The following is a 14,746-nucleotide window of genomic DNA, read 5'->3' as shown; positions in this document are numbered from 1 at the left end:
CCGTCCCGGCGCTGCTCAGCCTTCGAAGGCTCGGACGGACTGGCGCTGCTCGCCCAGCCCTTCGACGCTCAGGCGCATGGTCTGGCCGGGCTGGAGCCAGGGGTGGTTCGGCCCGCGGCCCAACGCCACGCCCTGCGGCGTGCCGGTCGCGATGACGTCGCCCGGCAGCAGGGTCATGAAGCGGCTGATGTAGGACACGATTTCGGCGACGCCGAAGATCATGTCGGCGGTCGTGCTGTCCTGCATCGGCTGGCCGTCCACCTCCAGCCACAGGCGCAGCGCCTGCGGGTCGGGCACCTCGTCGCGGGTGACCATCCAGGGGCCGATCGGGCAGAAGCTGTCGGCGCTCTTGCCCTTCACCCACTGGCCGGTGCTTTCGGTCTGGAAGGCGCGCTCCGACACGTCGTTGAGGACGCAATAGCCGGCGATGTGGTCGAAGGCGTCGGCCTGGTCGACGTAGCGGGCGGTGCGGCCGATGACGATGCCGAGTTCGACCTCCCAATCGAGCTTGGTGGCACCCCGCGGCATCTGGACCGGGTCGTTGGGGCCGCAGATGGCGGTGGTCGCCTTCATGAACAGCACCGGCTCCGCCGGTTCGGGCAGGCCGGATTCGGCGGCGTGGGCGCGGTAGTTCAGCCCGACGCAGACCACCTTGGACACCCCGGCGACGCAGGGGCCGAGCCGGGTTCCGTCCGGCACCTGGGCCAGCCGGTCGGTATCGAGCGTGCGCAGATGGGCCAGCCCGTCCTCGGTCAGGGTGGCCGGACCGATGTCCGACACCACGCCCGACAGGTCGCGGATCACGCCGTTGCGGTCCAGAAGGCCCGGACGCTCATGGCCCGGCGGGCCGAATCGCAGAAGTTTCATCAGGCTAAACCCTTCCCGTTCCCGAAGGTTGAGCCGCGCCTCTCCTCCGGTGAGTGCTGTCCGGTCCCGGCCGAAGCCGGAAAGGGGCTGTTCCGTCGCGGTGCGGTCTGGTGTACCCTTTTTTCAGCCCATGGGGAAACCAGACGGGAGGCGGATATGCCGGTGTGGCGCCGTTACCTCGTGAAGGAACCGACCGGACGGCTGGTCGAGCTGACCAGCCGTCAGTACGACCGTGCCGACGACGGCACGGCGCCGATCCCCGATTACGCCGGCCGCTGCGTTGAACTGGTGTCGGCGGTGCTGGTCGGCAAGCAGGGCGCGGCGCCGACGGTGACCGAGGTCGCCTTCACGAAGCTGTATTTCGACCAGTCGGGATTCGTCGACGCCGCCAAGCGGGAACGGATGATCCGCCTGATGCTGGAAAGCTGCGCCGACCGGCGCGGCCGCAAGCCGGCCCGGCGGACGGAGTGCACCGACTGCAACGCCCTGGCGGAGCGCGCCGACGCCGCGCGCAGCGAGCTGATGCGCGACTTCGAATGGGCCCCGGCCCCGGCCGAGGTGACCGCCGCGCTGTTTGTCCTGGGACCGCCCGGCAGCGCCGCGCCATTGCACTGACGCTCCCCTTTTGCCCGGCCTCTTCCTCGAAAAGTCACATCCCTCCACCTCTTCCCCCATGCCAGGACGCCCCCATATGGCTTCTGGCACAGGAGGAGGAGCCCCGATGCATCGCCGCGCCGCCATCCGCCGCTCGCTGCTTGCCCAGCCTGCGTTTGCCCGGCCTACGTCTGCCAAGCCCACGCTTGCCCGCGTCCGGCAACTCGCGCTGATCGGCACGGGGTGGAGCCTGATCGGCTTGGGCGCTTTGATGTCGCCGTTGCCGGGACCGTTCGGTTTTCCAGTGGCGCTTGCCGGAGGGGTGATCCTTCTGCGCAACTCCGCGGACGCCCGCCGCCTGTTCGTGCGGCTGAAGCGCCGCCACCCCCGGCTGCTCAGCCCCGTCGAGCGCATCCGCGTCAAGCTGCGCCACCGCCGCAACGCGGCCAAGGCCAAGGCGGCCGCCACCGCCTGACGGGGCTGCACGGTCGTTCGTCGAGCCGTCGTTCTTCCCGTGATCAGTTTTGAACGGACCTGCGCGCGTCTGTCGGTGGGCAACCGCGAAGCGCCCACCGGGATCCGGTCCGTTGCCCGCGGTCAGGCCCGTTTGCGGGCAGCAGGCTTTTCGTCGCTGTCCCCATCGGATTTCGCGGCGTCAGCCTTCGCGGTGTCGGCCTTTTTGGCAGCTGCCTTCTTCGGAGCGGCCTTCTTCACCGCGTCCTTCTTGGCCGGCTCCTTCTTTGCCGCCGTCGCCTTGGCCTTGGTCGCCTTCTCGGCCTTGGCGGGCGCTTCGGCGCCGTCCGCGGCGGGTTCGGCCTCCTTCGGGGCCTTGCCCTTCTTGGCGGCGTCCTTTGCGGCCTTGGCCTCCAGAAGCTCCAGCGCCTGCTCCAGCGTCACGCTGTCCGCTTCCGTGCCCTTGGGGATGGAGGCGTAGACGGAGCCATGCTTGACATAAGGACCGAAGCGGCCGGACCCGGTGGTCACCGGCTTGCCGGTCTTCGGATGGTCGCCCAGCGTCTTGGCGGGAGCGGACGCCTTCTTGGCGGCGCCGGCCAGCAGGTCCACCGCGCGGTTGATGCCGATGGTCAGCACGTCGTCGTCGGGAGTCAGCGACTTGTAGACGCTGCCGTGCTTCAGGTAGGGGCCGAAGCGGCCGATGCCGGCGCTGATGTCCTCGCCCGTCTCCGGGTGGTTGCCGATGCTGCGCGGCAGGGCGAGCAGCTTCAGCGCGGTGTCGAGATCCACGTCGGCGGCGGCCATGCCCTTGGGCAGGGAGACGCGCTTGGGCTTCGGCTCCTCGGTCTTGACCTTCTTCTTGCCCTTGGTCTTTTTGCCGTCGGCGGGCGCCTCCTCGGCCACGACCTCGGTCGGAGCGGCAGCCACCGGGGGCGGGCCGAGCTGGATGTAGGCGCCGTAGGGGCCGCGCCGCACGGTGACCGGCAGGCTGGTTTCCGGGTCGTTGCCCAGCTCGCGCGGGCCTTCCTGCGCCTCGCCGTTCTCGTCGTTGGCGACGGCGAGCGGACGGGTGTAGCGGCATTCCGGGTAGCGCGAGCAGCCGATGAAGGCACCCATCTTGCCGAGCTTCAGGCCGAGCCGGCCCTGGCTGCACACCGGGCAGACGCGCGGGTCGTGGCCCGGCGTGTCGCTGTCGGCGTTGGTCGGGAAGAAATGGGGACCCAGCTCCTCATCCAGCGTGGTCAGAACCTGGGTGATGGTCAGGTCCTTGGTCCCGTCCACCGCGACGTGGAAGGCGCGCCAGAAGTCGCGCAGCACGGTCTTCCAGTCGATCCGCCCGTCAGAGATCTCGTCGAGCTTGTTCTCCAGGTCGGCGGTGAAGTTGTACTCCACGTACCGGTTGAAGAAATTCTTCAGGAAGGCGGTGACCAGACGGCCGCGGTCTTCCGGAATGAAGCGCCGCTTGTCCAGCCGCACGTAGTTGCGGTCCTGGAGCACCTGGAGGATGGAGGCGTAGGTGGACGGGCGGCCGATGCCCAGCTCCTCCAGCTTCTTGACCAGGCTCGCCTCGGTGTAGCGGGGCGGCGGCTGGGTGAAATGCTGTTCCGGGCTGATGTCGCCGCGGGCAAGGGCGTCGCCCTGCTCCATGGCGGGCAGGCGGCGCTCCTGGTCGTCGTCGGCGGCGCCGTCGTCGCGGTCCTCCTGGTAGACCTTGAGGAAGCCGTCGAACACGACGACCGAGCCGGTGGCGCGCAGCACGACGTCCTTGGACGGCGAGGCGATGTCCACCGCCACCTGATCCAGCACCGCGCTTTCCATCTGGCTGGCCAGCGTGCGCTTCCAGATCAGCTCGTACAGCCGCAGCTCGTCGCCTTCCAGGTAGGAAGCGACCTCTTCCGGGCGGCGGAACAGGTCGGTCGGGCGGATGGCCTCGTGCGCTTCCTGGGCGTTCTTGGCGGCGGTCTTGTAGACGCGCGGCTGCGCCGGGACGTAGCGCTCGCCCCAATGGGAACCGATCAGGTTGCGGGCGCCCTCGATGGCCTCCTGCGACAGGCTGACGCCGTCGGTTCGCATGTAGGTGATCAGGCCCACCGTCTCGCCGCCGATGTCCACACCCTCGTACAGCCGCTGCGCGGTCCGCATGGTGCGGGTGGCGCCGAAGCCCAGCTTGCGCGAGGCCTCCTGCTGGAGGGTCGAGGTGGTGAAGGGCGGGGAGGGGTTGCGGCGGCTCTGCTTGCGCTCCACCGTCGCGACCGAGAAGGCCTGCGGGCTGATGCGCGCCACCGCGGCCTCGGCCGCCTCGCGGGCGGGCAGGGCGAACTTGTCGAGCCGCTTGCCGTCGAGCTGGGTGAGCTGGGCCGTGAAGGAGGCGCCGCCCGGCGTGGCGAAGCCCACCTCGATGGTCCAGTATTCCTGCGGCTTGAAGACCTCGATCTCCGACTCGCGCTCGCAGATCAGGCGCAGCGCCACCGACTGCACGCGCCCCGCCGAGCGCGAGCCCGGCAGCTTGCGCCACAGCACCGGCGACAGGGTGAAGCCGACCAGATAATCAAGGGCGCGGCGGGCCAGATAGGCGTCCACCAGCTCCCGCGAGACGTCGCGCGGGGCCTCCAGCGCGGCCTGGACGGCGGTCTTGGTGATTTCGTTGAAGGTGATGCGCTGGACCTTGGAGTCGTCGATCAGCCGCTTTTCGCGCAGCAGCTCCGACAAATGCCAGGCGATGGCTTCCCCTTCGCGATCCGGGTCGGTTGCGAGATAGACGCGTTCCGCCCCTTTGACCGCCTTGGCGATCTCGTCGATGTGGCGCTTGGAGCGGTCGCCCAGCTCCCAGTCCATGGCGAAGTCCTCGTCCGGACGCACCGATCCGTCGCGCGCCGGAAGGTCGCGCACATGGCCGAAGCTGGCGACCACGGTGTAATCCGAGCCAAGGTATTTGTTGATGGTCTTCGCCTTGGCCGGCGATTCGACGATGACGACGTTGCTGCCCGGCAAGAGTCCGCGCCCCTGAAAGTGCCTATCCCATACACCGGCGGTGCGGATCGGGATCAGATCAGGTTCACCTGATTCCCAGGCTGGCGCTGGACACGGCCCGCAAGCTCAAGTTCCAGCACCACGGTCAACACCACCGGAGCGGACAATTGGCACCCGCGGACGAGTTCGTCAATGGCAACCGGTGTGTGACCGAGGTTTTCCAGGATGATGGCGCGCGCCGATTCAAGGTCCGCCTCGGACGGAACGGCGGGGCGGGCCTGGGCGAACAGGTCGCCCTGGCGCTCCCGCAGGGTCGGCGGCGACAGGTTGTCCAGCGCCCGCAGCACGTCGTCCACCCCCTCCACCAAGGCCGCCCCCTGACGCAGAAGATTGTTCGTGCCCTGGCAACGCGGATCGAGCGGTGAGCCGGGAACCGCCATCACCTCCCGTCCCTGTTCCAGCGCCATGCGCGCGGTGATGAGGGAGCCGGACCGCAGCGCCGCCTCCACCACCAGAACCCCCAGCGACAGGCCGGAGATCAGCCGGTTGCGGCGTGGGAAATGGCGGGCCTGCGGCGTGGTGCCGACCGGGCTTTCCGCCACGATCACACCCTGCTGCACTATGTCGCGGTAGAGTTTCTCGTTCTCCGGCGGATAGACGACGTCGGCGCCGCCCGCCACCACCGCTGCGGTTCCGCTGCCGAGCGCCCCGGCGTGGGCCGCCGTGTCGATCCCGCGCGCCAATCCGGAAACGACCAGCAGCCCGGCCTCCCCCAGCTCCCGCGCCAGCCGTTCGGCGAACTTCTTGCCGTTCATCGAGGCGTTGCGCGCCCCGACCAGCGCCACCACGCGCCGTTGCAGCAGATGCGGGTGACCGAGGACCGACACCGCCGGGGGGGCGTCGTCAAGCGCCGCCATGGCCTCCGGATAGTCGGGCTCGCAGGAGAAGAGCAGGCGCGCGCCGATGCGGTCGTTGGCGACCAGTTCGCGGTCTATGTCCGCCTTCGGCGCGATGCGCAGTGGCTTGGTCCGCCCGCCGCGCCTGGCGAGGTCGGGCAGCGCCTCCAGCGCGGCGCCGGCGCTGCCGAACCGCTCCAGCAGGCGGTGGAAGGTGATCGGCCCGACATTCTCGGTTCGAATGAGTCGGAGCCAGTCGAACCGCTCGGCGGCGGACAGGGTGCGGCGCGGTTGAATCATGCGACCATTTATACAACCGGCATCGGGGCGCGATCAACACGCAAACGTGTGCGTCGGCGCTCTTCTCAAGGACTCGACAGAGCGGTCATTTGCGCCAGAAGCCGAAGAGCCCCTTCTTCTTCGGCGGAGCCTCCGGTTCGGGCTCCGGCTCCGGCTCCGGATCCGGATCGTCGTCGAAGGAGAAGGGATCGTCCTCGGCGTCGGCCTTTGCGGTTGCGGCCGGCTCGGTTTCGGCCATGGACTCGTCCGGATCGTCGTCCGTGTCGAAGGAGAACGGGTCCTCGCTCGGCTCCGCATCCGTCTTGGCGGGGGCGTCCTCGGCCGTCTCCTCCGCTTCGTCATCGTCGAAGCTGAAGGGATCGCCGGCGTCGTCGGCGCTGTCGGCCGAGTCGGTCGCTTCGGCCGTTTCGTCTTCGATCTTCTCCTCCGTGTCGTCGGTGTCGAAGCTGAAGGGATCGCTGCCGTCCTCGTCCTCGTCATCATCGAAGTTGAAGGCGTTGGCATTACCGCCGCCCGCATCGTCGTCCTTGGCCTCGTCCTCATCGTCGTCGAAGCTGAAGGCGGAGAAATCCGAGGATTCCTCCTCATCATCCTCGTCGCCACTGCCGAGGGCCGTGGCGGCAGCGGCGGCGACCCCGCTCGCCGCGCTCTGGCCGCGGCGCATCTCCGCCTTGAATCGCTCAAGTTCCTCGCGGAAGCGATCCTCGGCTTCGCTCCAACGCTGGCGTTCCTGGTCGAGGGTGGCGAGCAGTTCCTCCTCCCGCACGCGGGCGGCGGCGCGTTCCGTGTCGAGCGCCTGGATCAGTTCCTCCTGGCGATGGAGAAGCGACTCGTGCCGCGTCTCCATCGCGTCGATGACCTCGCGCACGTACTGCTCGAAGGCGCGGAACTGGAGCGCCAGAACGTCCTCGTCGGCGTTGGACGCCGCTGCGGTGGCCGCCGCCTTCGCGGCCTTGCTCGCCTTGGTCGTGCGCGTTCCGCCGGGTGCCGGTGGCGGCGGGGAAGGCGCCACTGCGGCGGGTGGCAGTGTGCGCTGACCACCGGGGGTGGCGCCGTCACCCCCAAGCCAGCGCGACACCAGGATGTAGGAGACTTGCAACTCCTCCGCGATGCGGCGGTAGCTCCAGCCCTGGGCGCGCAGCCGTTCGGCCATGCGCTGGCGGTCCGGCTCCTCGCTGGGCGTCGCCGGGCGCGTGGGCAGGGAGGATGTCGGACCGATCCCCTCGGTGGGGGTCGCGACGACGATCACATCCTTCAGTTTCTGGTCGGCCATCGGGTCTCCGCCGTCCTGCGCGCAGGGCGTTCCTTACCGCGATGTTGGCCGCGTTCGGGGTGCGCTGTCGATCCGGGACGGGTCCCGGTTGAAGCAGTCTGGGCGGGAAACCCGCCGGACCGGGCCAATTCGCGCCGGTCCGGCCCGGTCAGCTCATTTCCTGGATGTGCTCGACATAGCCGGACAGGGCGGCGATCCCCTGCTCGGTCAGTTCGATGAAGACGCGGCGGCCGTCCTTCTCGTCGGCGATCCGGCGCACCAGCCCGCGGTCGTGCAGTTCGGTGATCCGCCGCAGCGCCGTGGTCTGGGCCACACCGGAGGCCATGCACAGCGACGACACGGAAATCCGCCGCCCGCGCAGATGGTTGGCCATCAGATCGAGCAGCATGTCCCAGCAGGGGTCCTCGAACAGCCCCTTCGGGAAATACTTGTCGCGGGCGACGCGGGATTGCTGGAGGGTTCTCAACACCGCCAGCCGCCGGTTCTCCCCCGCCGCGGTGGGCGTGGACGATGGGGTGGCGGGCGCGGGGGTGGCGACCGGAGCGGCCAGCGTCGGCTGGCCTTCGCGCAGCGCCTTCACCGCTTCGATGAGGGCGAGACCGTGGCGGTAGGCGTCCTCCAGCGCCCCATGCAACTCGCCATTGCCGGCGGGTGCGGACGGGGCGGGGGCGGGCAGCGTGGCCGCCGCCTGCTGGGCGGCCAAAGCGCGGGCGAGCGCGCCGTGGAGCTGGCTGCCGTCCTGCGGGTCGCTGACGAAATCCGCCACGCGCAGATGCATGGCGCGGACGACGTCCGCCGCGGTGGCGTTCGGCGCGACGACGATGACCTGGAGATGCCGCTGCACGCTCTTGCGCATCCGCTCGACCAGGGCCAACCCGTCGAAATGGGGCAGAGCCAGCTCGACCGCCACGATGCCGATGCTGCCGTCCGCCTCCAACGTGTCGAGCGCCGCGATGGGGTCGTGGGTCACGTGGATGCGGTGGCCGTTGCGTTCGAAGGCGTCGTGCATGCCGATGCCCAGCGCACGGTCCGCGCAGGCGATCAGGATGGACGTCGCCGAAACATGAAGGCCGGCGCTGGTTTGGACCGGGCGCACCGGCCATGCCAAGGGTCGCTCCAACTCGATCCGCATCGAAGCCCTTCCCCCGTTGGGTGCATGGAATGCTGTGCTTAAGGATTACCACGCAAAGCAAACCATCATGGATGCAATCATGGTCCAAAATAGAGCGATCGATAAATGTCTCAAAATTCCATAAAAATTCGATGGATTAGGCGGAACGGCATAAGACGGCGGAATTGCGCTATCGTCTATTCTTGGTTTGATATGTTAAATTCAATGGATTGCCCTTTTCGGTTGCGGTGCGGCGGGCGAAGGTGCGCGTCAGGCGGGGTTGGGCCGGAGCGGAGCCATGTCGCCGGGGTCTTCTCCAGACTGGACCCGTCTCGGAAACGGCGGCGCGGGCGATGCGCGTAAGGTGGCTGCACTCCTTGCCGGCACCGGACCCATGCGCCTGACCCTGACGACCAAGATCATTTTGCTGCTGCAGGTGGCGCTCTGTTTCGCGCTGCTCTCCACCGCGGCGCTCTCCTATCTGAAGATGGAGCGCATGGTGGAGGACACCGTGGCGTCCCGCTTCACCGTCGCCCTGCGCGGGCTGGCGGGGGAGGTCGAAGGCGCCGTCAGTCTTGGCGTGTCCATCACCGCCCTGCGCAATCTCGACGCGCTGATCCAGCGCGCGATGGCGCGGGACGACCGCATCACCGGCTTGGTCCTGTTCACCGACACGGGCGAGGTGCTGGCGGCAGCGGGCCGCGGCGGGCCGGTGGGCGCGATTCCCGCCGGCTGGAAGGCGGCCTTCGCCCGCGACGGCAAGTCCGACCGGGTGGCGGCTGTCGCCGATGGTGACAGCCAGGCGCTTCTGCTCGGCATCCGCAACGCCTTCGGCGGTGTCGCCGGCGGCGTCGCCCTGACCTATTCGCTGGGCGAGGTGCAGGCGGGCATCCGCGGCACCATCCCGGACCTGCTGCTGTCGGGCGGCATCAATCTGGTGACCGGGCTTCTCGTCACCATGGTCGCGGTCTGGCTGCTGCTGCGCCCGATCCAGCGGCGGCTGCGCGAGATGACCGCCAGCATCAACATGCTGGGCATGGGCGAGCCGCCCAACCTGACCCCGGAACTGGTGGCCTTCGCCCCCGGCCTGAAGGACTTCGCCGACCGCATCCTGGAACAGCAGCAGCACGGAGCGGAGGAGGACCATCCACAGCCCGCCGGTCCGGCGGCGGAGACCGCGCGCCCGGCGGGAGTCACGCCATGAAGCTGTCCTTCATCCGCCGCCTGAACTGGATGCTGACGGGCGTCGTGTCCGTCCTGATGCTGGTCAGCCTCGCCGTCCAGACCAACCACGTCAACACGCTGTTCCGCCCGCTGATCGAGCCGGAACTGGCCCGCAAGGCCGAGGTGGTCGGGTCCTACGTCGTGGCGCAGATCGACCGCGCGGTGGCGCTCGGCTTCGAGCTGGACAAGCTGGTCGGGATGGACGAGCTGCTGTCCGACGCGCTGGCCGCCAACCCGGACGTCAAGTATCTGGCGCTGGAGATCGGCGGCCGCCTCCACGCCTTCTCCGGGACCGAGGAGGCACGGTCCGGCAACCGCCTGACCGTCGCCGACGCCCCGCCGGAGGGCGAGCCCCCGCAGTTCCTCGACACCGTCCTGCCGCTGGAGGGCAACGAGGAGGCGCGGCTGCATGTCGGCGTTGATTCCGGCTATGTCCGCTCCGCCATGAACGAGGTGGTGTTCGACCTCGGCTCCGTGCTGATCGTCGCCATCCTGCTCAACATCGAGATTCTGCTGCTGGTCGTCGGCTCCTCCGTCGCGGCGCCGCTGCGCCGGGTGACGGCGGTGATGAAGCAGGCTGCCGACGGGCATCTCGGCGTGCGCGTCGCCCTGCGCAACCGCGACGAGGTGGGCGAGCTGTCGCGCGCCGTCGACTGGGCGCTGGACAGCGTGCAGCACAAGGCCGACATGACCGCCTCCGAGCAGGCCATGACCAAGATCGGCATGATGCAGCGGGTGGTGGAGCTGCGCTTCGCCATCTTCATCTTCTCCCTGGCGGAGGAGCTGACCCGCACCTTCCTGTCCGTCTACATCAAGCAGCTGTTCGAACCGGTGCCCGGCCTGTCGATGGAGATGGTCATCGGCGCGCCCATCGCCCTGTTCATGCTGCTCTGGGCGGTCAGCCAGCCGATCGCCGGCAGCGTGTCGGAGCGGCGCGGGCGGCGGGCGGTGTTCCTCGGCGGAGCGCTGCTCTCCTTCGTCGGTCTGGTCGGCTCCGGTCTCTCCACCGACCTCATCCAGCTCATCGTCGCGCGCTGCCTGACCGCCATCGGCTACGCCAGCGTCTTCATCGCCGCGCAGGGCTTCGTCATCGACGCCACCGACCCCAAGCAGCGCGCCCAGGCCATCGCCATGTACGCCGGCGGCATCCTCAGCGCCGGTGTCTGCGGCCCGGCCATCGGCGGCGTGATCGCCGGACAGGTGGGTTTCCGCACGACTTTCCTGATCTCCGCCGGGCTGGCGCTGCTGGCCGCCTTCATGGCGTGGCAGGTGCTGCCACGGGTGCGCGCGGCCCAGGCCAAATCCAGCCGCGGCCTGCGTCTGGCCGACGCCGTGCTGTGCCTGCGCAACCCGCGCTTCGTCGGGTTGGCTGTCTTCAGCGCGGTACCGGCCAAGCTGGGGCTGACGGCGCTGCTGTTCTTCCTGCTGCCGCTGGCGCTGGATGACCAGGGCGTCAGCCAGTCCTGGATCGGGCGCGTGCTGCTGCTCTACTGGCTGCTGATGATCGTGGTGTCGCCGATGGCCGCGAAGCTGTCGGACCGCTCGGGCCAGCGCGTCGGCTTCCTGGTGGTGGGCGGGCTGGTCGCCGCCGGAGCGGCCTGGGTGCTGTCGATGCCGGGGTCGCTCGGCACGGCGCTGGCCGGGGTCGCCCTGCTGGGGGTGGCGCACGCCATGCTCGGCGCGCCGCAGCTCGCCATGCTCGCCGACGTCTGCGTCAAGGAGCGGGCGGCGCTGGGCGAGACCACGGTGATCGGCATGTTCCGCCTGATCGAGCGGTTGGGCTCCGTCGTCGCGCCCTTCCTGGCCGGGCTGTTCCTGGCCCATTACGGCTACGCCGGGGCGCTGAAGGGCATCGGCGCGGTGCTGGCGGCCTGCGTCGCCGTGCAGCTGCTGCTGAGCGCCCTGTTCCGCCCGCGCCCGCCCGCCGACTTCCCGCAGAGGACCCCCGCATGAGCCTGTCCCGCCGCACCGTCCTGACGGGAGCCCTCACCGCCGGAACGCTGGCCGCTGGTGGTTTTCCGGCCCTTGCGCAGCCATCCTTCGGTCCGGCGGCCAGGACCTTCACCGCCGCCAAACCGGCGCGCATCGTCGTGCTGACCCCGCGCAAGGATGTCGGCGACGTGCTGGGCCTGCGCGATTTCATCGCGTCGAGCGGCCTGTCCGCCACGGTGGAGGTGCGCGAGGTGCCGCAGGCCTCCGCCATGCCGGCGCTGCTGCCGGAGATCCGGGCGTCCAAGCCCGATCTGGTGGTGACGGTCTTCACCCCGCTGACGCTGGGAGCGGTCGGGCGCTACGACGATCCGGACCCGTCGCGCTTCCTGACAGACGTGCCGGTGGTCTTCACCTCGGTCACCGATCCGGTGGCCTCACGCGTCGTGCGCGCGCTCGACCGTCCGGGGCGCGCGGTCACCGGCACGCGGCACATCGCGCCGGTCGCGGTGCAGATGAAGACGATGCTGTCCTACCGGCGCTGGAAGAAGATCGCCGCGGTCTACAACCCGGCGGAGGACAACATGGTCGTCGCGGTGCGCGACCTGAAGGAGGAGGCCGCCCGCCAGGGGGTGGAGATCCACGACGCCGCGCTGCCGCGCGACGCCTCCGGCGCGCCGGTCGCCGCCGCCATCCCCGACCTGATCGCCGACGCGGCGCGCGCCGGGGCGGAACTGGTCTACATCGGGCCGGACACGCTGGTCGCCTCCAACAACAACGCGGTGGTGGCGGAGCAGGCGCTGGCCCACCGGCTGGCCACCTTCTGCTCCACCGAACTCCCGATCCGCCGGGCCAACCTGCTGATGGGGCTGGTCAGCCCGGCGGTCAACGTCGGGCGCTTCGCCGGGCTGAAGGCGGTGGAGATCCTGACCGGGGCCAAGCCCGCCGACGGCATCCCGGTGGAGACGCTGAACCGCTTCTCCCTGCTGCTGCGCATCGGGGCGGCCAAGCAACTGGACCTCTACCCGCCGATGCGCCTGCTCAACATCGCCGAAATCGTGCAGGACGCCTGACATGACGGTCCTCTTATCCCCCGAACAGACGGTCCACACGGGCATGCTGCGCGTCCGGTGCGGCGCCCCGGTCTGCGTTCCCTACCGCATCCGCTTCCTCGGCCCCGCCGACCTGCCGGCGCTGGAGGCGTTCCGCGGCTACATCTTCGGGCAACTGCCGGACATCGACGCCTATTTCCCGGAGACGCCGGAATTCGCCGGTTTGCATCTGGGCGAGCGCGGCGTGACTCTGGGGCTGGAGGCCGAGGGGCGGCTGATCGGCTGCGCCATCCTGGGCCTGCCGCAGCCGGGCATGCCGGCCTTCGTGGACGACCTGCCGGGCACGCGCCCCGCCGTCACCGCCACCGCCCATATGGCGAGCTGCATGGTCCATCCGGACTTCCGCGGCAACGGGCTGCAACGGCTGCTGGTGACGCTGCGCACGCTCCACGCGCTGGGAGCCGGGCGTCCTCACCTATTCTCGCGCGTCGCCCTGTCCAACCCGCGCAGCCTGTCGAACCTGCTGACTGGCGGTTTCCTGGTGCGGCGGGTGCTGGTCATGCACGCCAGCGGTCGGCTGCGCTACCTGCTGCACCGCGATCTGGGAGCGGCCCCGCCCGCCTGGATGCCGGGCAGCGAGCGTGTCTTCGCCGTGCCGGAGCTGGACGAACAGAGGGCGGTGATCGAGGCCGGGTGGGTCGGGCGTTCGGTGGAGCTGGACGGTCCAGTGCCGTTGGTCACCTACGCGCGCCCGGTCGAGGCGGTGCAGGCACTGCCCCAGGATGCCGCGCTGGAGGTCACGCCATGAGCCCTCCGCTCAAAACGGCGGTGGTCGTCGATCCCTATTCCACCGGCATCCTTTTGGCACCACGCCTGCGCGCGCGGGGCTACGACGTGGTCGCGGTGCAGAGCCGCCCGGACCTCGCCCCGTCGCTGCTGCGCAGTTACCAGCCCGACGATTTCGCGGCGCACATCCTCAATGACGGCGACCTCGACGCGCTGGCGAGGACGCTGCGCCCGCTGGCCCCGGCCTTCATCCTGCCGGGCAACGAGTCCGCGGTGGAGTTGACCGACGCGCTGGGCGCCGTTCTGGGCACGCCGGGCAACAGCCCGAAGCTGACCGCCGCGCGCCGCAACAAGTTCATGATGATCGAGCGGCTGGCCGCCGCCGGTCTGCTGACCGCCCGCCAGACCATGGCGACCGGCGCCGCGGAGGCGGTGGAGTGGGCGGCACAGGCGGGCTGGCCCGTGGTGGCGAAGCCGATGGCCAGCGCCTCCACCGACCATGTCTATTTCTGCGACACCCCGGCGCAGCTGCGCGCCGCTGTCGACGCCATCCTGGGCAGCCGCGACTTCTGCGGCTCGGCCAACGAGCGGGTGCTGGTGCAGACCTACCTCGACGGCCTTGAATACGTCGTCAACACAGTCAGCCGTGGTGGCCGCCACTATGTCAGTGATGTGCTGCTGTCGGCCAAGCGGGCGCTGAACGGGTCGCCCTTTGTCTACGACTACTATCGGCTTCTGCCGCCGGAGGAGCCGGTGGCGCAGGCGTTGATGGGCTACATCCGCCGGGTCCTCGACGCACTGGAGATCACCGACGGTGCCGGCCATGCCGAGGTGCGGATGACCGCCCGTGGCCCGGCCCTGGTGGAGATCGCGGCGCGCGCCATGGGGCCGGCCGGCTCCACCACCGGCATCGCGGCGGGCACCGGGCACGATCAGGTCGATCTGCTGGTCGACGCCTTCGACGGTGCGGCGGCGGTCGGTCCGCTGCTCGACGGCCATTACCGGTTCCAGGCCGACGCGATGGTCCTCTATCTGCCGGTGCTGGTGTCCGGCCGGGTGGAGGCGCTGCCGGACCTCTCCATCCTGGACGGGATGGCGAGCGTGCGCGGCTACGGCCTCGTGCCGCGGGTTGGGGATGAGGTGGTGCCGACGCTGGATCTGACGCAGGTGCTGGCGAAAATCTATCTGGCGCATCCCGACCGCGCCGTGTTCGAGCGCGACTGGGCCGCCATCCGCTCCCTGGAGGACCGCCTCCAGCCGACTGTCGCGTAGCGTCGGAGCGGGCGGG

Annotated in this window: 12 protein-coding genes; 7 read left to right on the top strand and 5 right to left on the bottom strand. The window is 69.7% G+C overall.

All coding sequences use genetic code 11. The annotated features are described in order from the left end of the window. Nucleotides 1-15 precede the first annotated feature (15 nt). The gene (locus Q4I23_RS03875) at nt 16-867 is read right to left on the bottom strand and encodes a fumarylacetoacetate hydrolase family protein (protein ID WP_498525364.1); all 852 of its coding nucleotides are present in this window, start codon (nt 865-867) and stop codon (nt 16-18) included. A 156-nt stretch (nt 868-1,023) separates the two neighbouring features. Between Q4I23_RS03875 and Q4I23_RS03870 the strand changes: the two genes are divergently transcribed. Beyond that, nucleotides 1,024-1,482, top strand: coding sequence for a hypothetical protein (locus Q4I23_RS03870; protein ID WP_454017771.1), 459 nt, complete (start codon nt 1,024-1,026; stop codon nt 1,480-1,482). 106 nt (nt 1,483-1,588) lie between these two features. Next, nucleotides 1,589-1,936 carry a hypothetical protein gene (locus Q4I23_RS03865; RefSeq protein ID WP_454017772.1) on the top strand — a complete coding sequence of 116 codons (348 nt, stop codon included), beginning with the start codon at nt 1,589-1,591 and terminating at the stop codon, nt 1,934-1,936. 122 nt (nt 1,937-2,058) lie between these two features. On the opposite strand, the gene topA is transcribed toward Q4I23_RS03865, so the two are convergent. From topA to Q4I23_RS03845, 4 genes are all read right to left on the bottom strand, one after another. Next, entirely contained in the window at nt 2,059-4,908 is a 2,850-nt protein-coding gene (gene topA / locus Q4I23_RS03860) for a type I DNA topoisomerase (RefSeq protein ID WP_454017773.1), read from the bottom strand. Between the two features lie 53 nt (nt 4,909-4,961). Next, nucleotides 4,962-6,083: a DNA-processing protein DprA gene (gene dprA / locus Q4I23_RS03855; protein ID WP_498525363.1), complete on the bottom strand. Its 1,122-nt coding sequence runs from the start codon at nt 6,081-6,083 to the stop codon at nt 4,962-4,964. Between the two features lie 85 nt (nt 6,084-6,168). Beyond that, nucleotides 6,169-7,356 (bottom strand): helix-turn-helix domain-containing protein, encoded by a 1,188-nt coding sequence (locus Q4I23_RS03850; protein ID WP_498525362.1) that lies wholly within the window; start codon nt 7,354-7,356, stop codon nt 6,169-6,171. A 148-nt stretch (nt 7,357-7,504) separates the two neighbouring features. After that, nucleotides 7,505-8,488, bottom strand: a complete 984-nt coding sequence (locus Q4I23_RS03845) for a response regulator (protein ID WP_498525361.1) — start codon at nt 8,486-8,488, stop codon at nt 7,505-7,507. 343 nt (nt 8,489-8,831) lie between these two features. On the opposite strand from Q4I23_RS03845, the gene Q4I23_RS03840 reads away from it, so the two are divergent. From Q4I23_RS03840 to Q4I23_RS03820, 5 genes are read left to right on the top strand one after another with little or no spacing between them, the layout of a single operon-like run. Further along, nucleotides 8,832-9,671, top strand: a complete 840-nt coding sequence (locus tag Q4I23_RS03840; protein ID WP_454017777.1) for a hypothetical protein — start codon at nt 8,832-8,834, stop codon at nt 9,669-9,671. After that, on the top strand, nt 9,668-11,644 hold the full coding sequence (locus Q4I23_RS03835) for an MFS transporter (RefSeq protein WP_498525360.1): 1,977 nt from the start codon (nt 9,668-9,670) through the stop codon (nt 11,642-11,644). The genes Q4I23_RS03840 and Q4I23_RS03835 overlap by 4 nt, the downstream gene beginning before the upstream one ends. After that, a complete protein-coding gene (locus Q4I23_RS03830) occupies nt 11,641-12,693 on the top strand; it encodes an ABC transporter substrate binding protein (protein WP_454017779.1) in 1,053 nt (350 codons plus the stop codon). The genes Q4I23_RS03835 and Q4I23_RS03830 overlap by 4 nt, the downstream gene beginning before the upstream one ends. Nucleotide 12,694: 1 nt before the next feature. Further along, entirely contained in the window at nt 12,695-13,480 is a 786-nt protein-coding gene (locus Q4I23_RS03825) for a GNAT family N-acetyltransferase (RefSeq protein WP_237905964.1), read from the top strand. Further along, nucleotides 13,477-14,730: an ATP-grasp domain-containing protein gene (locus tag Q4I23_RS03820; protein WP_498525359.1), complete on the top strand. Its 1,254-nt coding sequence runs from the start codon at nt 13,477-13,479 to the stop codon at nt 14,728-14,730. The genes Q4I23_RS03825 and Q4I23_RS03820 overlap by 4 nt, the downstream gene beginning before the upstream one ends. Nucleotides 14,731-14,746 lie beyond the last annotated feature (16 nt).

The sequence above is a fragment of the Azospirillum sp. UFLA03-27 genome, assembly GCF_059803775.1.
This window is presented reverse-complemented; position numbering and strand designations above follow the sequence as displayed.